Source organism: Kluyvera sp. NPDC087067, from assembly GCF_044745165.1.
Lineage (GTDB): Bacteria > Pseudomonadota > Gammaproteobacteria > Enterobacterales > Enterobacteriaceae > Kluyvera.
On the sequence record NZ_JBIUZS010000008.1, the window covers coordinates 163045 to 185544 of the forward strand.

The following is a 22500-nucleotide window of genomic DNA, read 5'->3' on the forward strand; positions in this document are numbered from 1 at the left end:
CCAGTATGACTACTGCTTCTGTTTATAGGTGGAAAGCATATCAATGAGTTGATCTGACACTTTACTTTGAAAATCAGTGCCACCTTTATTTATGAATGCTTTTCCACATGTTAATGCTAAAGTCCCCGCCTCTCTCTCTCCATCAACTATTATGGCATTGACTGTATCGTTAATACATGCACTCCCTCTATCCATGAGGGAAACTGTACTAACACCCAGATTTAACCCTCCCAGACCCGCAACTGCTGACACTGTTGAGAGCCCAAAAACATACTCAGACAAAGGATTATATACGTTATGCATAGTTTCCATATTATGAATTACTGACTTCGCTTCATCCTGTGGTAGATATAACATCGCAGAGCCCACACCTTCACAGTAATTCTCACCGCCCTTACTCCCAATAAGGTTCCATCCAGATAATCCTAGGGGATCGATAAACGCTATAGAATTTAGCGGATATTGGTACTGGTTCCACCCCCCTCTCAACCCTATCGGATCCTGCGTAATATACCGCCGCTGCATCGCATCATAATATCGATAACGGTTATAATACAGCCCCGTCTCCTGATCATACTGCTGCCCCGGTAACCGTATCAGCTGTTGCAGATTTTCCGGGTTATCCTCCATCAGCTGATTGCCCCACTCATCATATTCCGCACGCCAGACCGCGTTGCCTTCACGGTTTATCAGCGCCAGCGGTAACCCCCGGTGGTCACAGTGGTAGAGGTGGATTTTCCTCTCCGGTTCAGACTCCGGCTCCACCAGACCCTGCAGTTGCTCCGGGTTCAGCCCGCACTGACTCAGCCATTGCTGGCTGGCTTCGCTGATGACGCCGTGTTTCAGCTCCGTTTCCAGCCCGTTCAGTAATGTCACCAGCTCTGCCGGAAACGCTATACCTGAGTCCTGTTGTAGTTTTTCTGCCAGGCTTCTGCGCTGCGCTTTCGCCAGTGCGGCGGTCTCCGTCTCAATCCGGAGCAGCGGCGTAAAGCTCCCCGGCTGATAAACTGTCTGGATACGTACTGCCTGCGTCTGCGTGGTGACCAGACGGTCGCCATCCCAGCCGTACCAGGTTACCTCCGGCTGGTGCGGCATTGCGCCATATTCCTCGTGGAGCGTATTTGTCATCTTGCGCGGACACTGCCAGACCATTCTGCCCACCCGTCTTCCCATGGCATCGTAGAGATACCGGCTCCGGGTAATCTCCTCATTGGCGAAGCCGTGGGTCAGACGGTAATGCACCAGGCGGTGCTGGCGGTCATAACCATAATGGTGTGTTTTTTCATTCCCGCTACGGATAGCTCCTGCCGGAACATGGGTACTTTTCCCGGTAAGATTGCCGGACGCATCATAGCGGTACAGGTAGCGGGTATCACTAGCGATGCGGTTATCCGGGCTCGACTCAGGCAGTCTGAGCGCCTCGCGCAGGACTTTTTCCTCCACCCGGTTGCCTGCGGCGTCCATGTCATACGGTATGTCCAGGTGGACAGCGCCGCGGGTCAGGGTGGTGCTCGTCAGCCTGCCGCTGCCGCTATAGGCATATTCCCGGGTCTGGTGCGCTTCGCGGATGCTGACCAGCCGCCCGGCGCAGTCGTAACCATAGTCGCGGTTAAATGGCGTCAGGGTCAGGTGCTGGCTCTGAAGCTGGCCCGCTGCCGTGTAGGTTGTGGTCTGTCCGTAAGCGCTGAACTGCCGCAGCGTCTCCCGGTGCAGGCGGTCACGTGTGAAGTCAATCAGCGGCGTGTCGCCAAGCTTCACGCCTGCCAGATGGCCGCTGCCATAGGTCAGCCATTCCACCGGCGAAAGATTATCCGGTTTTATCCGGTTCACCCGCCCCTGTTCGTTCCAGGCCTGCTTTGTTTCGTGCTGCCACAGCAGTTCATCCGTTTCAGGATGATGCACGGTCTGACGTTCACTGATAAGCCGACCTTTGCGATCATAGCGGTAGTCGAGGGTAACACGGTGGCCCTCGCTGAGATGACTGAGTTCTGCCAGCCAGCCGTGGTCGTCATAGCGCCACTGCTCTGCACGTTCGCCGTCCACCGTGCGGTGGATGATTCTGTCGGATGCATCGTAATACCACAGGGTAACCCGTCCCTCATCTTCACTGCGGACAAGCTGGCCGGTGGCGCTGTAGTCATAGCGCTGCGTCCTGCCATCGAAGCCGGTCTGCTGCACCATTCTGTCCAGCGCATCCCAGACAAACCTGCTGTGGCTGCCGTTCTCGTTGGTCAGCGTCGTAACCCGCCCGGCGGCGTCGTAAGCCATCTCCCGGATCAGTCCAGCCTGAGTGACGCGCAGGGCGTTTCCCCAGGCGTCATACTGCATGTCACTGCGGCTGCCGTCCGGCCACAGCGTGGCAGTCAGGTCGCCTGCGGGGTTGTACTCATAGCGGGTTTCATGGCCCTGTGCATCCCTGCGGCTGATCTGCCTGCCCCGGACGTCGTAGGTCTGGTAAACGCTCAGCCCTTCTTCTGCGTACGTCGCCGTGACCTGGCCAAAAAGGTTATATTCATAACGGGTTTCATAGCCCGAGCAGTCGATGTAACTCAGCAACTGGCCATAACGGCTCCACGACAGCTGTTTTTTTGCTCCGGTGGCATCCTGCACGGCACAGGGATATTCATCCGTTAGTGCCTCGTACAGATAGCGGGTTACGACGCCGCTGCGGGCGGTCTCCTGTACCAGCCTCCCCCGCTCATCATAGCGCAGGCGGCTTTCCAGCCCGTCAGAATAGATGGAGTCAGTTAACTGCTGATAGCGGTTGTAGTAATACTGCGTCATGCTGTCGTCGGGTAACGTAACCGCGTCGACGCTGCCGGAAGCGGGATTCAGCCGGTAGGTGGTTTTGCGTCCGGCGGCATCGGTCTGTGCGGTCAGCCTGCCCGCGTTGTCGAATTCACGGTACAGCAGACTGCCATCGGGACGTTCTTCACGCACAATCCGTTTCAGACCACCTTCACCTTCCGTGTGCAGTACCTCACGCCGGTTCAGGCTGTCGGTGATGGTGACGCGATTTTTCTCATAGCGGTAGGTGTAGCTGAGCCCCTCCGGGTTATGCTGTTCCACCACGCGGCCAGCCACATCATAACGATAACGGGTGGCCGGGCGTCCTGCGTAGCGGTGCGCGATCATCCGGCCAGGCGACTGCGGGTCATAGCCAAAACTGCGCACCGCTGTATCGCTTCGGTCATAAACCGTCATAAGCTCCCCGCGCGGGGTGTAGTCGTACCGCACGAGCGGCGAAGCGGGAAGATCCTCCGGGTATACCGGGTCGTGCGTCAGCCATACTTCCGAAAGCCTGATGCCTTTATCCGTGCCGTAACCGGTGGCGGGAAGCTCATCCGGGAAGGGAGAGCGCGTTTTGCGGTGCGGGGCAGCCCGCTGTGCCTGGGTCGTCAGAACCAGCCGGAAGCGACGGCCAGCGCCGTCAGTGACGCTGGTGACCTGCCCGCTGAACTCACCCACCGCCTCACGGTGGTACGTCAGCGTGCGCCCGAATTTATCCGTCAGCCCGTTCAGTACCCGGTATGGCGGCAGGGGAGCGGGAAGCGCCTCATCGGCCTGCGGCACCCGCTCATGCCATCCCAGCAGCCACCACGGCCCCAGCACACTGTTTGTGGCCAGATAGAGGTGTTCGCTGAGACGTATAGCTTCCGGTAACGCCTGCCATAGCGTATGCAGCGGATTGCTTTCGTGCAGCGCTGTCACCCCGCCGCGTGCAAGCCAGAGTGCCTCACTGCGGCTGTATGCGGTCTCTCCCGGCAACAAGGGGTCAAAGTAGATACTGCGCCCGCCGTTATCGTTGAGCACCAGTGCATTTTCATGAATTTGTAAGCGGATATCGGACGGTGATTTCCAGCCCGGACCAAAGAGCCCCACGGGGCCCGGAGTACGGGTCTGGTAGCTGCTGTAGGCCCGGGAAAACACCAGCGGGAGCGGCCCTGGCAGCGCAAAATCGGTCTCACCAGGCAGGACCTTCGCCCCCAGCAGCGGGTTGACCGGGCTCCCTGATGTTCGCCCGCCGGGACAGACCGAGCAGGCTACGCCAGTAGGCGCCCCAATCAGCACACCGGCTGACCCCTGTACAATGTCTGCGCCATAGCGTGTCATATCCCCCTGACGTGCAGCCGGTTTCCCGCTCATGAAAAGTCCTTATTTTTGAGTCTGTTATTATTTATCGTTTTGTTAGTCAGAATAGCGGCAGATCCGGGCTGTCATTTTGCTGTTCCGGCATTTTGGGCGGATTTTCTGTCGCGCCACAGTTCCAGTTAATCAGGGCTGAATCACCGCTTAACGTCTGAACGGCCTGCAGATTGATTGCTGTACCGTTAAGAAATATTTTACCGTCCTGTGTCAGCACCAGCCGGGCCTTTCCGCAGCACAGTTCAAGATGCTCACCGGCGGAATAGACCGCCACTTTTCCGGCACTTTCCCGGAGACTTTTACCCGCCGTAAAGGTGACGTTTTCCCCCACGTCCACGTTGTAACCTTTTCCTACCAGCAGGGATTTATGAACACCCACCTGTGAGGACTGCATCAGTGCAACGGAGGTATTCATCACACCTAATACGGTGGTCTGATACGCCACTCCTACGGTCAGGGCACGGGCGACACCGACCGTTTCGGCCTGATTCAGGCCCACAGTCAGGCTCTGGTTCTGGCCTATTGTTTCGTTCTGATTCTGTACCACCGTCTGTACCTGATTGCCCTTCACGGTGATAACCTGGTTGCTACCGATGGTCTCGGTATGATTTGCTTTAACATCCGTTGTACGGTTGTTCAGTACCTCGGTATCCATATTCTTTTGCGCATGGATATAGACCTGCTCTTTTCCGGTCGCATCATCAAACTTCAGTTCATTAAACCCGCTGCCCATATAGGTTTTTGAGCGGATAGTCATCTGAGTTTTCGTCCCCGGCAGCCCACCCGGTGGGGTATTTTCGGCGTGATAGGTTCGACCCATGATGATCGGCTGATCCGGGTCGCCGTTCAGAAAATCGACGATCACCTCCTGGCCCACGCGCGGTATGGCTATGTTTCCGAAACCTGGCCCCGCCCACGCCTGCGCCACCCGGATCCAGCATGAGCTGTCCTGATTGGCCGGGTTATAGCGGTCCCAGTTGAATTTCACCCGTACGCGACCGTGCTCGTCGCAAAAAATTTCCTCACCTTCCGGGCCGGTGACGACCGCCGACTGTGGGCCGTCCACCGACGGCTTGGGCTGGGGTACCGGCCGCCACGTTCTGTCTGCCGGGATCACCGTAAAATCATTCTCAAGGGTGGTGCCTGCGCCGGAACGTCCTGCCACTGCCTGCGGCTGGCTCCCCTGCAAATCACTGCTCACCACCTGCCATTCCCGGTTCAGACTCGCCTGCGGATGCTCCGTCAGCGTGATACGCCGTCCCGGCCATATGGCCGGGGAACGGCTTTTTCCCTGGGCCTCTTCGGCATTATTGCGCCATCCCTCCATCTGCCAGCGGGTGAAGTTCTGCCCGTGTGCGTCCTTGAAGCGCCCCGGATAGTCAAACACCTCGTACTGCGTGCGCTGGTAATCCTGATGTTCACCCTGGTGCTCAAAGCGGCCCGCCCAGCCCGGACGTTTGAAGGTGTAGTCCTTGCCGATAACGGAAGAGGGGCGTATCTGCGCACTGTGACGGAACTGGCTGATGCACGGCGTACTCACTTCGCTGCGGGTATTCGGGTTCCACGGGATGTCAAACGCCTTCGGCAGAAAGCGCACCGTGTCGCACAGCACCAGGCTCTGGTCATCGCTGTCCGGTGAGTGCTCTTCGTAAAAGAACAGCCCTTCCTCCGCGGCCATCCGCGCCAGAAAGTCATAATCGGTTTCACCATACTGCACGCAGAATTCCCTTGCCGGATGCGCCTCGCTGAACAGCGGACTCCAGTCCGTGACCCCGTTTTCCTGCAGTATCGTCCCGAGGATGCTTTTAATGTCCTCATTCTGGAAAATTCGGGAATTCTGGCGCAGCTGGGCGCGCCACAGCGGCGGGCGGATTCTCATGTTGTACAGCATCTGGTGCCCATCGTTTTCCCCCTGCTCAAACCAGGTGACAATGCCGTTCACCCGGCGCTGAATCTCCGTGCCCTGCCAGATTTTGAGGTGCGCCGGTTTTTCCAGTACCTGAGAGAAATCGATACTGAGAAGTTGCTGGCTTACCAGCGAGATATCGAGGGAGAAAAGTTCGGAGAAGGACTGACTCAGATGAAAGGACGTCACAACCAGCGAGTCCGATGGCAGACCGTCCACTTCCAGTGTGAAACGTAATCCTGATGACATAAATGCCTTCCTGAATAAATACAAAGAGTATTTCCGGAGACATCACAATATGATTTATCTATTCATATTATCGGTGAATATCCGGTTGAATGATTAGTGGCACTGATGACTAAAAACCCTTTAAAAACTGATAATTGCACAACTCTTTGGATTGTAGCTGAATTAAGAATGGTTGATTTTTTATTTATTTTAAAATCACACTTTATATTTTCTTAAGTAATGCAGTACAAACAGCGAGAAGTGCAGGATGAATATTGAGAAAGTTGCGGGGATGGTTTGTTAATTTTATTAAATATTCCCCCTGTCATACTTAACGTTGCTTGCTTTTGATAATGCCGTGTACAACGCACTGGAGTTTTTATCTTTTCTAAACCGTTCAACGACCATCCGCTCATTGCAACGTAAAGTTAACCACCGCCGTCTGCCCCGCATCATCCATCACCACCAGTTGGTAAACGCCCGGTTTGTCTAACTTCAACGTCAAATTCTCTCCTGCACCGTTTTGCGGCTCGCCGTTCAGGAACCACCAGCGTCGGCCATCGCCTCCGTTGGCCTGAAGTACGATCGTCGCGCCAGATTCCCCCGGCAGTCGCCGGATAACGGCGTTATCGCGAATACCTGAAATCATTAAAGGCGCGGTATTCTGGAACTGTCTTGGGGGACAAACCGCCGAGACCGCGGGCAAGCGTGCTGACCGGCGCTCGCCCGTAGGAAGCCATGGTTCAAGCGGCAGCGGCCAAACGTCAATCATCGCTTCACGGGCATCCGGGCAATCTGCGGCGACGCGCTTTCCGGCGCTATCAAGCCAAATCGGGAAGCGGATCCCTCGCATACCTTCTTGCTCCGGCAACAGCAGAGTGGGCGGCAGCGTATTATCCAGCACCCAGGTTGCCAGTCGACGGCGGCAGTTGCTGTCACCTGCGGCCAAAGGCTGACCGCCAGGCCAGCATATCTCGGCACGACTCACCGAGGCAGGACGCGGATCCCGGTCTTCTTGCTGACGCGTGTTCCTTGAAAGCAGCAGGTTATTGACCTGATTTAAAAGCGGTATCGCGCTGGCAAAACCAAACTGCCCGGCCACCGGCGTGCCGTCGGGGCGGCCCACCCAAATACCGATACTGTAACGGGCGTTAACGCCCATTGCCAGGGCATCGCGATAGCCATAGCTGGTGCCCGTTTTCCATGCCAGCGGCACCACCTGAGACAATGCGGCATCCGGCAGCGGCTGGGCTTCTCCCGCCAGAATACGGCGGATAATCCATGCTGAACCCGGCGAAAGCAGCGGTCTTTCGATCAGAGGATCGCTTGCCAGCATGCGAAGTTTCCCGACTTTACCGTGACGCGCCAATGCGCTGTAAGCGCCGGTGATATCGGCCAGGCGTGCGCCTGCGCCGCCCAGAATCAGAGACAAATTAGGCTCCGCACCGGCCGGCAGAATCAGCGGCAACCCTGCATTGCGCAGGCGAGCAGCAAATTGTTTTGGCCCATAGGCATCCAGCACCTGTACTGCCGGTAGATTCAGCGAGCGTACCAGCGCTTCACTCATGCTCACCGGCCCGTGGAAACCGCTGTCAAAGTTGCCGGGACGATAATCACCCACCCGGCGCGGCACATCCTGCAGGAGCGACGCCGGATGAATTAACGCGCTATCCAGCGCCATGCCGTACAGGAACGGTTTTAATACCGAACCCGGCGAGCGAACAGCGGTCACCATATCGACATGACCAAATCGGCTGTCATCGGCGATATCCACCGACCCTACCCATCCACGCACCTTCATATCGCGGTTGTCGACGACCACCATCGCCAGCGAGGTTCGCGGCGGCAGCCGTGATTTCCAGTTCATCGCCAGATCTTCAAGCTGGCGCTGCAACCCGGCATCCAGCGTGGTCACGATTTTCTCATCCTTGCTGCGCGCCAGCATCTGTCGTGAAAACAGCGGTGCTAGCTGCGGCATTTGACGCGGGAATAACCACACCGCTTCCTCTTTGGCCTCTTTTACCGCACCCGCAGGCCAGACATGCTGGGTAAGCATCCGATCGAGAACTTTATTACGTGCCGCCTGCGCTCTGGCAGGCCAGCGGTCGGGCCGTAAACGACTAGGGGCCTGCGGTAATACCGCCAGCAAGGCCGCGTCGGCATAGCTCAGCTGTGCCGGAGGCTTGCCAAGATAGGCCCAGCTTGCAGCGCCGATCCCCTGCAATGTGCCGCCAAACGGTGCTCGGTTGAGGTAGAGGGTGAGGATGTCGCGTTTAGAAAGATGCCATTCCAGCTGGAAAGCGCGCCAAAGCTGGCGCACTTTACCTGCGAAAGTACGGGAGTGCGGGTCCAGCAGGCGTGCTACCTGCATAGTAAGCGTACTGCCGCCCGACACCACGCGACCGGCGGTTAAATCCTGCCAGGCAGCGCGGGCGATAGCAAATGGGTTAACCCCGGGGTGATCCCAGAACCAGCGATCTTCATACTGGATCAGGGCTTCCAGGTAGCGTGGTGAAACCTCTTCGATAGTCACCGGATAGCGCCAGATGCCCTGAGCATCGGCAAAACGCCACAGCGGACTGCCGTCCTGCGCCACCACCACACGCGCCGGTGTCACCTCGTGCAGGGGCAATGGCCAGAGTTTATCGGCAAGCGTTATCCCGCCGAACAAAATAACAATAGCCCCGGCCAGCCAGCGCCAGCAGGGGCGTATTCGCCTGCAAAAATGCATCTTACGGAACAACAATCAGCATTTCGCCCGACGCACTCGTTGCTCGCCAGCTCGGTACATACATTGATTCAACCTGTGACGGCGGCACCTGGTAGGCGCCCGGCATCACCGCACGCGCCAGATACACCAAGGTCACCGGTTGGTTGGCGTTCAATGCCACCGCAGCAACAAAGCGATCGTCGCGGAACTCCATGTGCTGAATATCCGCCTGCTGCATTTGGTTAAGCCACTCTTGTACTTCACCGCCGTTGTCTTGCAGATTGGCGCTGCTGTTCGCCAGATTCTGGTTTTCAAGCTCCAGTCCTGCGGGCAGCATATCCACCACCAGCGCATCCGGCACGTTCTGGCTGGCTTTTACGTCCAGCTTCACCAGTACCAGCTCACCGCTGCGCAGTGACGAGAGCGATTTACTTTCGCCATCGGTGCCCAGGAACTGCCGTTCAATTTGCAGTACGTTGCTGGTTGCTGCCGGGGCATTTGCAGGATAACCGCTGCTATCCAGACGCAGCCACAGCGGGTGTTCGCCCGTATTGGTCACGTTTAATGCCGCAAGTTGTTCACCGTCCAGATTTCGCGTCAGGGCTTTATTACCCTGCAACGGCTGGCTTGCAAGCGTGGTCTGCGCCGTCCAGTTACCCGGCAGACTGAGAACGCTTTTCGCTGCGAGGAACAGCGCATTATTTTCCTGCGTTGACAGCCAGCGTTCCCCAAAGGCTTCTTCGGAGAGCGTTTGCAGCAGCGAATTCTGCACATCTGGCAGGAGTTTGTTTTCTTCCAGCAGCGACAGCATCAGGGCATGGTCACGCAAATCGCTTCCGTAGTCCGCCAGCCAGCGCGTTTGGTTTGCACGCTTCGTAGTCAGCGCCAGTTGAAGCGCTTGCTCGCTACGAGGGGCATCACCCATCGCTTTCAGCGCAATACCCAACTGCATTAGCGGCAATCCTGACTGCGCTTGCGTACGACGCTCCCACAGTTCACGCAGCGCACCTAACGGCGCTTTTTGCTGGCGCGCCAGCACCAGGCCGGCATAGGCCTGAATGGCGAAGCGGCTGGCCGCCGTGTCATCGGTATAGCGCACGCTCATCAATCCCGGCTCTTGCAGATAGCGCAGCATCCGATTGTTGCCTTTGTTAATCGCATCAGTTGGAACGCTGTAGCCCTGTTCCCCGGCTCGCACCAGGAAGTCCATGACGTAAGCGGTCAGCCAATACTCTTCTGAACCGTCTTTGTCCCACAGAGCAAAACCGCCGTTATCTTTTTGCATTTGCAGCAGGCGCGAGATGCCGATATCCACCGCCGCACGACGTTTATCATCGGTATCGCCCGTGATGCCCATGGCTTTAAGCTGCTCAGCGTTGGTATAAAGCTGCGGGAACAAGCCGCTCGCCGTTTGCTCCAGACAGCCGTACGGATAGGCTTTCAGTTCGCGAATATAGCGCGCCAGATTAAGCGGCGGCTTGCCGCTTAACAGCAACTGCCCTTGCAGCGTCGCCGGTGAGAATGCCGCATTTTGATTTTGCGGAACGCTCCAGCTTTCGCCCGGCTGTAGCACTGCGCCGTTATTCACCGTCTGCGCCGGGAAGGCCGGACGGACGCCGATTTTCCACGACTTTTGCATTTCTGCCAGCGTTTCACCCGGCAAAGTCATGCCTGAAACGGTGACATGAATACTGCCATCGCCATACCCATCACCTGCGCTTACCGGCACAAACAGAGTGCTCCGTACACCCGGCTCCAGTTTTAGCGGCGCGGGCTGCGCGCTTTTCAGCTCAATCAGACCCTCGGTTGCAATCTGCACGTTCAGGGTTTGCGGTTGATCGGTCAGATTGGTGACATCCAGCGTCAGGCGGGCGCTGTCACCGCTGGCCATAAAGCGCGGCATATTCAGTTCTGCCACAACCGGAGCGGCGACAATCACTTTTGATTCCGCGCTGCCGAAGTCTTGTGCCGTCCACGCCTGCGCCATTACGCGCAGCTCGCCGTTAAAGTCGCCGATAGGCATGGTAATGGTGCCTTCACCGTTGTCATTAAGCACCACCGGCTGCGCCTGTTGGGCGATAATGGTGACGTGGTTCACCGGCGGTTTGCCTCCGCGATTAAGCTCATCGCCATCACCGCCAAAGCGCAGACTGGCTAAACGCCCCTGCCCTTCAATCACCTGACCATAAATATCGTAGATATCCGCACCGTAGCGTTTCTGGCCAAAGAAGGCTTCCCACGGATCCGGCGTGGTGTAATCGGTAATATTCAGCACCCCGCTATCCACCGCCGAGAGCAGAACGTTGACATGTTTTGGTGCCGCCCCCTCTTTGCGGTTGACCTTCACTTTGACGGTCAGCGGCTGATTCGGACGCATTTTCTGCGGGCTCTCCAGCGCGATATTCAACCGGCGCTGTTCATCACCCAGCGGCAGATGCAGTACCCCTACCGCCCGTTTTGGCGTAGCCGAGCGGGATTTATCGCCCGGACGCACCACCAGCGTGCTCAGATAAAGGTCATGGCGGTTCCAGCTTTTATCCACCGGGATGGAGAGATCCATCCCCTGTGCCGGCACGTCAATTTCCTGCCACCACAGCGGCCCATCGCTGGACTCTACCATCGCATAGCCTTTACCGGCTGCGGGTGCCGCCACATGCAGTTTGATGGTGTCGCCCGGCTGATAATTTGGTTTATCGAGTTTTAAGGTCACACGGTCAGGGCGCGCAGCCCCGGTGCCGTCGCTGTTATCCTGCCAGCTGTAACCCGCCCAGAAACGCACGCTGCTGACCGCCTCGTTTGGCGCTTTCACTTCCAGACGATAAGCGCCCCACTCCACCGGGAAGCTGACTTTTCCGGTCTCATCCGCTTTCAGATCCAGCGATTCTTCTCCCTCAACCAGATCTTTTTGATCAAAGCGAGATTGCCAACCGTCGCCTTCCGACCAGTTCCAGTAGTAGTCACGGCGTTCACGGATGAGTTTGACCTGCAAACCTGAAACCGCTTTTTTCTCGCCCTGCGCGTTGCTGTAAACAATATCAAACGCTGCCTGGCTGTTTTCTTCGACAATAGGTTGATTGACCGTGGTATCGGTACGGTAGTCATAGACCGCTTTGCTGGCGAACTGCGGACGCACGCCCGGTAACTCGCTGGCAGGCCAGATAGCCTGAACCGCACGGCGCGTCACCGGTCGGCCGCCGGACTCCAGCAGACTCGCCTGGAGAATCACCTGTAACGGCGAATGGGTTTCCTGCCACTGGCTCTCGGTAGTAACCTCGGCACGGCCTTTTGCGTCCAGCTTCAGGTCCATTTCATCGAGGCTGCGGGAAATATTTTCCTGGGCGATATCACCAAACTGGAAGCCCGGCAGCGCAGGTACGGCCTCGCGCAGCGGACGCAAGAACAGTTTCCCTTGTAGGCTGTTGCCGTTGGCCGGTGCGCCGTAGAGGTAGTAGCCCACCACATCGAATTTTACATCCGCATCCGGTGCCAGCGGCGTCGTCTGAGGCGTCAGATTAAGCGCCATCCGCTCGGGCATAAAATCTTCGACCTGGAAGTCCCATTCCTGCGGCTGGTCATCGCCGGTGTTAGCACGAATGTGCCACATGCCGGTTGCCGCGCCGCTGTCCAGCGGGTAGGTCAGCTGATACAAACCGTTCACCGGCTGGCTAACCACGCTGCGGATAACCGTACCGTCCGGCTTAACAACCTCAAGCTTCACCGGTTGTTCAGCCAGCGGCTTGCCGTCGCGGTCGCGTAGCAGGCCGTTGAGAATCACCGTTTCCCCGGGACGATAGAGATCGCGCGGGCCGAACATAAAGAACTGCTTGCTGTAGCCCGGCGAACCGGCGATATCAAACTCGGCCAGATCCAGCGCAGGCTGTTTCAGATCGAGCAACGTCGTCTGCCCATCTTTGCGCGCCAGCAGCAGTGCGGCTTCTTTATCCGTTTGCAAAGTAGTATGCCCTTTCGCATCGCTGGTAGCCTGCGCCAGGGTTTGCCCTTTGCTGTTGATGAGCGTCAGCTCCACCGCCGACTGCGCCGCGCCGTTTTCAAGGCTCTGGGTAAACACATCCAGCTGGTTATGATAACGGTGCAGCGACACCCCGACGTCACTGAGGGTAAACAGGGTCGCGGCATTGCTGTAGCTGTACTGCCCCGCCGGGTTCATCACGGCGATGTAGACGCCGGATTGCTGCAACGGCGTAATGTCTTTTAGCGGTAACAGCAATTTTTCGCGGGTGTTACGTGCCGGGTTAAGGTCAAAGCGCCCGGTATAGACCAGGTCCGCCATTTTCAGCAGTTCGTCCGATTCCCAGTTGCTTAGCGAACTGCGGTATTCCCATTGGCTGACAAATGACGCCAGCGCTTCAGGCTTCACGCGGAAGAAATTGACGTCCACGTGCGGGACGTTTTGCACCATCACCGGCAGCCCTTCAATCACCTTGCCCGGCAACAGCGAGCCGCGGCTGGCAAAGCCCACGCTCGGTGCGATATCACGGGTGGTCAGCGTTTTTTCAACGCTGGTGCCGAAGGTCGCTTTATTGAGCGCCAGCAATGCGGGATCCACGGTCACAATCAGATCACGTTTGGGTTCAAGATGTCGCAAGCGCAGCTCTTTCAGATTCGGTGCCAGTTCCCAGGCGCCATCCACCTTGCCGCTTTTTTTATCCACCAGATGGACGCTTTTACTGAAGTCTTGTTCAGGATCGAGCGGAATGGAGAAGGTCAGTACCAGCGTGGCCGCGCCGTCCAGCTGGACTTCCGAGGCATCGAGCAAAGAGAGGGTTTTGCCCTGACTTTGCTGGGCGAGTTTTTGCAGCCGGGCGGGATCCGCTTTGGGCGCAGCGCTGTCCGTCTTGCTCGGCGTTGCGGGCACGGCGGGCTTGTCATCGTTATTATTGTCGCATCCAGCCAGCGTGAACGTCATCGCCAGCGCGAGAGCAAGCGTTGCTAAACGAAAGGGTTTCATCCTGTAACCTCTGAAGGGGAAGTCTGATTGTGTCGTCAACACAGTATTATGCCTCAACTCGCGCTTTGCCAGTAGTTGGCAGATTCTCAGTTTTCACACGCTCTTTTCGTCGCTCTCGCGGCGAGTGCCGTTTATGCCGTCGTTAAAAAGGGTGAAGCAACGCGCTAATAAAAAGGTGGCAGCTTGTCGGTATGGGCAAAAACACCGACAATCTTCTTATGATTCATCATGGGAGGGTACTATGACCACTTCATTTTTTGTTGCCGCCGACTGGCTGGCTGAGCACGTTGATGACCCGCAGGTGCAAATTATTGACGCGCGGATGGCACCGCCGGGACAGGAACACCGTGACCTGAACGCGGAATTTAAGGCCGGGCATCTGCCGGGAGCTGTATTTTTTGATATCGAAGCCCTGAGTGACCACACGTCTCCCCTGCCGCATATGTTGCCGCGCCCGGCAGCGTTTGCCGTCGCCATGCGTGAGTTGGGCATCAGCCGGGATAAGCATCTGGTTATCTATGATGAAGGTAATTTGTTCTCAGCCCCGCGCGCGTGGTGGATGCTACGCATTTTCGGCGCCCAAAAGGTGTCGATTCTGGCGGGTGGACTGGCAGGCTGGCAGCGCGATGAACTGCTGCTGGAACAGGGTCTGGCGGATACCCGGGAAGGGGAATTTGAAGCGCAATTCAGCCCCGAGTCGGTCAAATCGTTGACGGAAGTTCTTCTTGCCAGCCACGAGGGAACCGCTCAACTCGTAGATGCCCGCCCCGCGCCACGTTTTAATGCGCAGGTAGACGAGCCTCGCCCAGGATTGCGTCGCGGCCATATTCCGGGCGCGCATAATGTGCCATGGGGAGATTTGGTGGTCGACGGTGAATTGAAAACCACCGATGAGCTGGAGGAGATCTTTACGCGTCAGGGTGTGGATTTAAATCAGCCGATTATTGTCAGCTGCGGTTCCGGCGTAACGGCTGCGGTCGTCGCCCTGGCGCTGGCGACCCTCGATGCACCTGACGTCAACTTGTACGACGGTTCCTGGAGTGAATGGGGCGCGCGCGATGACCTGCCAATCGAGCCTGCACAATAATAGAGGCTCGGTGTGATCCCGGCGGCGCGCAGCGAAGCCGGGCTACAAATGTGCGAAATTGTAGCCCGGACGAGGAGCGCTAGCGACGACTCCGGGAAATATCGTGCAGCCGAGTTTAAATAATCCGGTTCTGCTTAAAGTCGCGCAGGAAACTGCCCCAGCGCTTTTCATAAAACGGGGTGATATGCGCCAGCATAAAGTGGCTGATGCCCTTCTCGCCTTCTACGACCTGACAGATATCTATTGGCTCATCGCCCGGCAAGGTGTCGGTGGCAACGCTGCCCGCGGCGTGAATAATCTCTTCGATATCCCCTTCCGCTTCGATACCAATCAGCAGGTTTGGCTGCTCGTCGGCGTGCTCTTTAATGGAGCACAGAAACGCGCGCTTCACCGTTTTCAGGGTTTTAAACAGCGTGGTCAGAGATTCGACCATCTGCGCTGGCGGTTCAGCCACTTCGGAAAGTAGCAGCGCGCTGCCGCCTTCCAGCACTTCCTGCGTGCTGAGCGGATTGCCTTCTTCACCAATCAAATGGCTGATTTCACGCGGCGTAAACTCTTTACCGGTTGGCAGTTTAGCGTTGAGAAACAGAGTCTCGCCCAGCGTCATTTCAAACAGGGTGCGCACCGGCATCACCACAAACGCCTGTTCGGTGGTAACGGCCTGTTGCAGGGCTTCAAGCGAGGTAAAGAACGGAACAACCGAGGTGCCGTCATCTTTTTCCCAATGCTGGATATCTAATGCGCTGTCATCGGCAACCTGCTTATCGTCAGCGGCACTTCCGGGTACCCAAACGGTAGATTCCAGTAAGGTACGGAAAAAAGCCGGGCGATGCGCGGGTTCGGTTGCCGCCTGCTCCAGCAGCGTTTCAAGTTCGTTTTTGGTTTCGGACATAATAGTTCCAGTTCTGTGGTTCCCCCTCACCCCGGCCCTCTTCCCACAGGGGCGAGGGAGAAAACCGAGTGAAACTTCAAGCCAAAGCTTAAGGGAGAACGCCTTTCGATCCCCTCTCCCCTGTGGGGAGAGGGTTAGGGTGAGGGGAACGGGTTAATCAGCGGTCAACAAATTCGCAATAGTGCGCACGCCCAACCCGGTTGCGCCCGCCGACCATTGCTCGACGGCTGATTTGCGGTAAGTTGCCGAGCAGTCAATATGCAGCCAACCTTCGTGGTAGTTTTCCACGAAGTGGGACAGGAAGCCCGCCGCCGTGCTTGCGCCAGCCGGATAGGCCGCGCTGCCGGTATTGTTCAGTTCAGCAAAGTTAGACGGCAGCTGGTTGCGGTGGAACTCCGCCAGCGGCAGACGCCAGAAGGCTTCGTTTTCCGCCTGAGCGCTTGCCAGCAGGCGGTTTGCCAACTGGTCGTCGAAGCTGAACAGCGCGTGGTAGTCGTTACCCAGCGCCGTTTTCGCCGCGCCGGTCAGGGTCGCCGCATCAATGATAAGCTCTGGTTTCTGCGCGCTAGCATCAATCAGGCCATCGGCCAGCACCAGACGCCCTTCCGCATCGGTGTTCATCACTTCCACGGTTTTGCCGTTACGGTAGTGGATGATATCGCCCAGCTTGAACGCATTGCCGCTGACCATGTTATCCGCACAGCACAGGAACAGTTTTACGCGTTTGTTCAGACCACGGGTGATCGCCAGCGCCAGCGCGCCTGTCACCGTTGCCGCTCCGCCCATATCGGACTTCATGGAGTCCATAAAGGCGCTCTGCTTGAGGCTATAACCGCCGGAATCGAAGGTAATGCCTTTCCCTACCAGACACGCATAAACCGGGGCGTCTTTATCGCCGGTCGGATTATAGTCCAGCGCCAGCAGCACCGGTGGACGCTCAGAACCACGGCCGACGGTGTGCAGGCCCATATAGTTCTGCTCGCGCAGGTCTTCACCTTTGGTGATGCGATATGTGACATCGTTGTACGCCACGCCACAAAGCAGATCAACCGCACGCTGTGCAAGCTGTTCAGGCCCAAGAGCTTCTGCCGGTGCATTAATGGTGTCGCGCACCCAGTCGATGTAGGTCAGACGGTTACCCAGTTCCTTCTGCTGCGCATCGTCGAGTTCAGGCCATTCAACCTGACGCGTGCCTTTCGGCCCTTTGTAACCCGACCAGAAGGCCCAGGCGTTATCAACGTTCCAACCTTCGCCGCTTAACGCAACGTGCTTAATGCCCATGCCGTCGATTTTACGCGCCACGCGCTGAATCAAACCCGCGTCGTCGCGGCCGGTCAGGTGCAGGACAATACCTTCATCATTAATACTGTGGGTGGCTTTATTCCCCCAGCGCGCATCGGCTGGCTGGGTAGAAAGGGTCACTTTCATGGCTTCTGTCATTATTTTTATCCTTATTAGCAAACGGGCCGCCGAATGGCAGCCCGTTAGTTTTTTGCTGAATGATTCGGGTCGCCAACGTATCTGCAGCGTGAATCATGATGCAAAATTAGTCTGCTTCATCCAACCAGACTAGCAGAATTGCCTCAAGAACTTTTTCATTTGATGCCTGAGGGTCATCATTAAAATCTTCGAGGTCGCAAATCCACTGGTGCAGATCGGTAAAACGTACGGTCATCGGATCGGTATCCGGGAAGGCGTCGTACAGCGCTTCGCCGATTTCGCGGCTGTCAGTCCACTTCAGTCCCATACTATCTCCTGTTAATGCTCGCGCGCGTGGTTAATTGTGTAACGCGGAATTTCGACCACCAGATCTTCATCGGTGACGCGCGCCTGACAGCCTAAACGGCTTTCCGGCTCCAGACCCCATGCTTTATCCAGCATGTCGTCTTCGTCTTCCGTACTTTCCGCCAGGGAGTCAAACCCCTCGCGCACGATGCAGTGGCAGGTGGTGCATGCACAGGATTTTTCACAGGCGTGTTCAATCTCGATACCGTTACGCAGCGCAACGTCGAGAATAGTTTCACCGGTATCCGCTTCCAGAACCGCGCCATCCGGACACAGGTCCTGATGAGGCAAAATTACAATCTTTGGCATATTAAACCTCGTCCACGGATTGGCCTTTCAGCGCCATACGGACGGATTGGTCCATACGACGAGCGGCGAATTCCTGGGTTTGTTTGTCAACGTTTTTAATGGCTTGTTCGATGGCGTCAGTGTCATTATCCGCAGCCGCTGCGCTTAATTCGGCGGCGGCGTTGTCAATCTCCTGACGCTCTGCGGCGCTTAACAGCGCGGCATCTGCGGCAAGCGCGCTGTGCAGGCTTTCCAGCACGCGAGCTGCTTCCACTTTCTGCTCCGCCAGCATGCGTGCTTTCACGTCCTGCTCGGCGTAGCTCATGGAATCTTTAATCATGGTGGCGATTTCACCATCGGTCAGACCGTAGGACGGTTTCACCTGAATGGAGGATTCAACGCCGGTGGATTTCTCCATCGCCGTCACGCTCAGCAGACCGTCCGCATCGACCTGGAAGGTCACGCGAATGTGCGCGCCGCCCGCCGGTAATGCCGGAATACCGCGCAGCGCAAAACGTGCCAGCGAGCGGCAGTCCTGCACAAGTTCGCGTTCGCCCTGCATTACGTGGATAGACATCGCGGTCTGTCCGTCTTTGAAGGTCGTGAACTCCTGAGCGCGCGCCACCGGAATCGTGGTATTACGCGGGATCACTTTCTCCACCAGGCCGCCCATGGTTTCGAGGCCGAGAGAGAGCGGAATCACGTCCAGCAGCAGCATTTCGCTGTCCGGCTTGTTGCCGACCAGGATATCCGCCTGCACGGCGGCGCCAATAGCCACCACTTTGTCCGGGTCGATGGAGGTCAGCGGAGTACGACCAAAGAATTCGCCGACGCGCTCACGCACCAGCGGAACGCGGGTTGAACCGCCGACCATCACCACTTCCAGCACTTCATCCGCTTCCACGCCCGCGTCTTTCAGCGCGCGGCGGCAGGCCAGTAACGTGCGCTTAACCAGCGCGGAAATGAGGTCGTTAAACTGTTCACGGGTGATTTCGCCTTTCCAGCCCGCAACGTCAACGTTCACGCTATCCGCATCGCTCAAGGCGATTTTGGCGGCGATAGCGGCATCCAGCAGTTCACGCTGAACGCGGTTGTCGCTGCGATCGGCTATACCCGCTTGCTCACGGATATGGTCGGCCAGAAGGTGGTCGAAGTCATCGCCGCCCAGCGCGGAATCGCCGCCGGTCGCCAGCACTTCAAACACGCCGCGGCTTAAGCGCAGAATGGAGATATCGAAGGTGCCGCCGCCTAAGTCATAAACGGCGATAACCCCTTCCTGACCGGAATCCAGACCGTAGGCAATCGCCGCTGCGGTCGGTTCGTTCAGCAGACGCAATACGTGCAGGCCCGCCAGACGCGCGGCGTCTTTGGTGCCCTGACGCTGTGCATCGTCAAAATAGGCTGGTACGGTTATCACCACGCCGTCCAGTTCACCGGCAAGCGATTCGGTTGCCCGCGCCGCCAGCGTTTTCAAAATGTCCGCAGACACGCGAATCGGGTTCAGCACGCCAGCACTGGTGACCAGCATGGGCAGACCATTTTCGCTTGCTTCAAATTGATAAGGCAGATGCGGATAGCGCGCCTGAATGTCCGCCAGCGAGCGGCCCATCATGCGTTTCACCGAGCTTATGGTGTTGGCAGGATCAAGCGCGGCGTTGGCGCGCGCGTCATAACCGACAACCTGACCCTGCGCCTGGTAATGCACCACGGAAGGCAGCAGGTGGCGACCTTGATCGTCTGCCAGCGTTTCGGCCTGGCCGCTACGTACGGTGGCAACCAGAGAATTGGTGGTGCCTAAGTCAATACCCACCGCCAGTCGACGCTGGTGCGGTGCGGCACTTAAGCCAGGCTCACTAATTTGTAATAAGGCCATGTTAAGCTTCCAAAATCAGAAATCGAGCAGCTTTTCTTCGAGTAATTCAGCACTGCTTTGGAGTTTATCGAGAAAGCGCAGTTTACGCACGGTATCCGCCGCCGCGTCCCACGTTTCATCGTCTAATTGCGCCACCATCTGCTGCTGGCGCTGGGTATACATTGCTTTAACGCGTTTTTGCAGGGCTTCCAGACGCGCGGTGTCTTTCGCCTGCTCGATTTCGTCAAGCTCTTCACGCAGTTCCAGCTGTTCCATCAGGAACGCGGTGTCGCGCACGGTGTGCTGTTCAGAAGAGAGGTCGAAACCGTGTAAGGAGAGCAGGTATTCTGCGCGAGTCAGCGGGTGACGCAAGGTTTGCCATGCCTGATTGATATTGGCGGAGCGCTGCACCGCAGCAAGCTGTTCGGCTTCGCTGGCGCTGGCAAAACGGTCGGGATGGTTCTGACGCTGCAGGTCCTGGAAACGTGCCGCGAGGGCCTGAGTGTCTACGTGATAACCGGCTGACAATCCAAAGAGAGTGAAGTAATCCATGACAGTCTCAGGGTTAACTAATTAAAACAAACCCCACGCACAGTACGAAAACCATGGTGGGGTTGGCAGGACTCAAAACTAGACGTTAAAGCTTTCGCCGCAACCGCACTCATCTTTCACGTTAGGGTTGGTGAATTTAAACCCTTCGTTCAGACCTTCTTTCACGAAGTCGAGCTGCGTGCCGTCAAGAAATTGCAGGCTCTTACCGTCGATGACAACTTTCACGCCTTTGTCTTCGAATACGGTGTCTTCTGCCGCCGGCTCGTCAACAAATTCCAGTACATAAGCCATACCTGAACAACCGGACGTTCTCACGCCCAGACGCAGGCCAAACCCTTTACCGCGGTTTGCCAGGAAGGTATTGACTCGCGCTGCCGCACTGTCGCTTAAGGAAATCGACATAATGACCTCAACTCTTAATTATTTTGCTTCACGTTTGCTTTTGTAATCCGCAATGGCGGCTTTAATCGCGTCTTCTGCCAGGATAGAACAGTGAATTTTCACCGGTGGCAGTTCAAGCTCGTCTGCGATATCGGTGTTTTTAATCGCCTGTGCTTCGTCCAGAGATTTCCCTTTCACCCATTCGGTGACCAGAGAGCTGGAGGCAATGGCGGAACCGCAGCCGTAAGTCTTGAAACGCGCGTCTTCAATGATACCTTCATTGTTGACTTTAATCTGCAACTTCATCACATCGCCGCATGCCGGTGCACCGACCATGCCGCTACCGACGCTTTCGTCGCTGTTGTCGAAAGAACCCACGTTACGTGGATTTTCGTAGTGATCGATTACTTTTTCGCTGTAAGCCATGATGAATTCTCCTTATTGGTGCCGAATTAGTGATGTGACCATTCGATGCTGTTGATATCCACGCCCTGTTTGAACATTTCCCACAGTGGAGAAAGCTCGCGCAGACGGCCGATGGAGTTACGAACCAGCTTGATGGTGTAGTCAATCTCTTCTTCGGTAGTAAAACGACCTAAAGAGAAACGGATAGAACTGTGTGCCAGCTCATCGGTCATGCCCAGTGCGCGCAGCACATAGGATGGCTCAAGGCTTGCAGACGTACAGGCCGAACCCGAGGAAACCGCCAGGTCTTTGAGCGCCATAATCAGCGATTCGCCTTCAACATAGTTGAAGCTGACGTTGAGAATGTTTGGCGCGCCCTGCTCGAGGTCACCGTTGAGGTAAACCTCTTCCATATCTTTCACGCCGTCCCACAGACGGTTACGCAGACCGCGCAGACGCGCCATCTCGGTTTCCATCTCTTCTTTCGCGATACGGTAAGCTTCACCCATACCGACGATCTGGTGAACAGGCAGGGTGCCAGAACGCATGCCGCGCTCGTGACCGCCGCCGTGCATCTGCGCTTCGATACGGATACGTGGTTTACGACGCACGTACAGCGCGCCGATGCCTTTCGGGCCGTAAATTTTGTGACCAGAGAAGGACATCAGGTCAACTTTCAGTTGGCTCAGATCGATAGGCAGTTTGCCCACGCTCTGAGTCGCATCAACGTGATAGATGATGCCGCGCGCACGGCACAGTTCGCCGATAGTCGCGATATCCTGCACCACGCCGATTTCGTTATTCACGTGCATGATAGAAACGAGGATGGTGTCGTCACGCATCGCCGCTTCAAGCTCTTTCAGGTCGATGATGCCGTTGCGCTGAGGCGCCAGATAGGTAATTTCAAAACCTTCACGCTCAAGCTGACGACAGGTGTCGAGCACGGCTTTGTGTTCGGTTTTGCTGGTGATGATGTGCTTGCCTTTTTTCTGATAAAAATTAGCTGCACCTTTGATCGCCAGGTTATCGGACTCAGTCGCACCGGAGGTAAAGACGATTTCACGCGGGTCAGCGCCCACGAGGTCGGCAATCTGATTACGGGCGATATCTACCGCTTCTTCAGCATGCCAGCCGAAACGGTGTGAACGGGAAGCGGGGTTACCAAAGTTTCCGTCCAGGGTCAGACACTGCATCATTTTCTCGGCAACACGCGGGTCCACCGGCGTGGTTGCGGAGTAGTCGAGATAGATCGGTAATTTCATTGCTCTTAAACTCCGTACATCACTCAATGCAAGGAAT

General features: G+C 56.7%; 14 protein-coding genes. 1 reads left to right on the top strand and 13 read right to left on the bottom strand.

Features of this window, described 5'->3' with window-relative positions; translation table 11 throughout:
* Window positions 1-9: 9 nt before the first annotated feature.
* From ACIPDS_RS19005 to ACIPDS_RS19020, 4 genes are all read right to left on the bottom strand, one after another.
* On the bottom strand, window positions 10-4146 hold the full coding sequence (locus ACIPDS_RS19005; protein ID WP_400739128.1) for an RHS repeat-associated core domain-containing protein: 4137 nt from the start codon (window positions 4144-4146) through the stop codon (window positions 10-12).
* Window positions 4147-4192: 46 nt separating this feature from the next.
* Window positions 4193-6301, bottom strand: coding sequence for a type VI secretion system tip protein TssI/VgrG (gene tssI, locus ACIPDS_RS19010; protein ID WP_400739131.1), 2109 nt, complete (start codon window positions 6299-6301; stop codon window positions 4193-4195).
* Between the two features lie 391 nt (window positions 6302-6692).
* Complete coding sequence (pbpC, locus tag ACIPDS_RS19015) at window positions 6693-9011, bottom strand: peptidoglycan glycosyltransferase PbpC (protein WP_400739134.1); 2319 nt, start codon at window positions 9009-9011, stop codon at window positions 6693-6695.
* Window position 9012: 1 nt separating this feature from the next.
* Window positions 9013-13959, bottom strand: coding sequence for an alpha-2-macroglobulin family protein (locus ACIPDS_RS19020; RefSeq protein WP_400739137.1), 4947 nt, complete (start codon window positions 13957-13959; stop codon window positions 9013-9015).
* 241 nt (window positions 13960-14200) lie between these two features.
* On the opposite strand from ACIPDS_RS19020, the gene sseA reads away from it, so the two are divergent.
* A complete protein-coding gene (gene sseA, locus ACIPDS_RS19025) occupies window positions 14201-15046 on the top strand; it encodes a 3-mercaptopyruvate sulfurtransferase (RefSeq protein WP_400739140.1) in 846 nt (281 codons plus the stop codon).
* Window positions 15047-15161: 115 nt separating this feature from the next.
* Here the strand turns inward: sseA and sseB are convergent, their stop codons facing one another.
* The 9 genes from sseB to iscS all read right to left on the bottom strand — a co-directional run bounded on the left by sseB (window position 15162) and on the right by iscS (window position 22463).
* Window positions 15162-15938 (bottom strand): enhanced serine sensitivity protein SseB, encoded by a 777-nt coding sequence (gene sseB / locus ACIPDS_RS19030; protein WP_400739142.1) that lies wholly within the window; start codon window positions 15936-15938, stop codon window positions 15162-15164.
* A gap of 153 nt (window positions 15939-16091) precedes the next feature.
* Complete coding sequence (gene pepB / locus ACIPDS_RS19035) at window positions 16092-17378, bottom strand: aminopeptidase PepB (RefSeq protein ID WP_400739145.1); 1287 nt, start codon at window positions 17376-17378, stop codon at window positions 16092-16094.
* A gap of 106 nt (window positions 17379-17484) precedes the next feature.
* A complete protein-coding gene (gene iscX, locus ACIPDS_RS19040) occupies window positions 17485-17685 on the bottom strand; it encodes a Fe-S cluster assembly protein IscX (RefSeq protein ID WP_400739149.1) in 201 nt (66 codons plus the stop codon).
* Between the two features lie 11 nt (window positions 17686-17696).
* Window positions 17697-18032 (bottom strand): ISC system 2Fe-2S type ferredoxin, encoded by a 336-nt coding sequence (gene fdx / locus ACIPDS_RS19045; RefSeq protein ID WP_166515984.1) that lies wholly within the window; start codon window positions 18030-18032, stop codon window positions 17697-17699.
* 1 nt (window position 18033) lies between these two features.
* Complete coding sequence (gene hscA / locus ACIPDS_RS19050) at window positions 18034-19884, bottom strand: Fe-S protein assembly chaperone HscA (protein WP_400739154.1); 1851 nt, start codon at window positions 19882-19884, stop codon at window positions 18034-18036.
* 15 nt (window positions 19885-19899) lie between these two features.
* A complete protein-coding gene (gene hscB / locus ACIPDS_RS19055) occupies window positions 19900-20415 on the bottom strand; it encodes a co-chaperone HscB (RefSeq protein ID WP_400739157.1) in 516 nt (171 codons plus the stop codon).
* 78 nt (window positions 20416-20493) lie between these two features.
* Window positions 20494-20817: an iron-sulfur cluster assembly protein IscA gene (gene iscA / locus ACIPDS_RS19060; RefSeq protein WP_166515981.1), complete on the bottom strand. Its 324-nt coding sequence runs from the start codon at window positions 20815-20817 to the stop codon at window positions 20494-20496.
* A gap of 18 nt (window positions 20818-20835) precedes the next feature.
* On the bottom strand, window positions 20836-21222 hold the full coding sequence (iscU, locus tag ACIPDS_RS19065) for a Fe-S cluster assembly scaffold IscU (RefSeq protein WP_005120408.1): 387 nt from the start codon (window positions 21220-21222) through the stop codon (window positions 20836-20838).
* A 26-nt stretch (window positions 21223-21248) separates the two neighbouring features.
* Window positions 21249-22463 carry a cysteine desulfurase gene (gene iscS, locus ACIPDS_RS19070; RefSeq protein WP_166515980.1) on the bottom strand — a complete coding sequence of 405 codons (1215 nt, stop codon included), beginning with the start codon at window positions 22461-22463 and terminating at the stop codon, window positions 21249-21251.
* Window positions 22464-22500 lie beyond the last annotated feature (37 nt).

Excerpts from the sequence above, each read along its gene's own strand:
- ACIPDS_RS19005 (WP_400739128.1), bottom strand. The coding sequence starts at position 4,146 with ATGAGCGGGAAACCGGCTGCACGTCAGGGGGATATGACACGCTATGGC.
- tssI (WP_400739131.1), bottom strand. The coding sequence starts at position 6,301 with ATGTCATCAGGATTACGTTTCACACTGGAAGTGGACGGTCTGCCATCG.
- pbpC (WP_400739134.1), bottom strand. The coding sequence starts at position 9,011 with ATGCATTTTTGCAGGCGAATACGCCCCTGCTGGCGCTGGCTGGCCGGG.
- ACIPDS_RS19020 (WP_400739137.1), bottom strand. The coding sequence starts at position 13,959 with ATGAAACCCTTTCGTTTAGCAACGCTTGCTCTCGCGCTGGCGATGACG.
- sseA (WP_400739140.1), top strand. The coding sequence starts at position 14,201 with ATGACCACTTCATTTTTTGTTGCCGCCGACTGGCTGGCTGAGCACGTT.
- sseB (WP_400739142.1), bottom strand. The coding sequence starts at position 15,938 with ATGTCCGAAACCAAAAACGAACTTGAAACGCTGCTGGAGCAGGCGGCA.
- pepB (WP_400739145.1), bottom strand. The coding sequence starts at position 17,378 with ATGACAGAAGCCATGAAAGTGACCCTTTCTACCCAGCCAGCCGATGCG.
- iscX (WP_400739149.1), bottom strand. The coding sequence starts at position 17,685 with ATGGGACTGAAGTGGACTGACAGCCGCGAAATCGGCGAAGCGCTGTAC.
- fdx (WP_166515984.1), bottom strand. The coding sequence starts at position 18,032 with ATGCCAAAGATTGTAATTTTGCCTCATCAGGACCTGTGTCCGGATGGC.
- hscA (WP_400739154.1), bottom strand. The coding sequence starts at position 19,884 with ATGGCCTTATTACAAATTAGTGAGCCTGGCTTAAGTGCCGCACCGCAC.
- hscB (WP_400739157.1), bottom strand. The coding sequence starts at position 20,415 with ATGGATTACTTCACTCTCTTTGGATTGTCAGCCGGTTATCACGTAGAC.
- iscA (WP_166515981.1), bottom strand. The coding sequence starts at position 20,817 with ATGTCGATTTCCTTAAGCGACAGTGCGGCAGCGCGAGTCAATACCTTC.
- iscU (WP_005120408.1), bottom strand. The coding sequence starts at position 21,222 with ATGGCTTACAGCGAAAAAGTAATCGATCACTACGAAAATCCACGTAAC.
- iscS (WP_166515980.1), bottom strand. The coding sequence starts at position 22,463 with ATGAAATTACCGATCTATCTCGACTACTCCGCAACCACGCCGGTGGAC.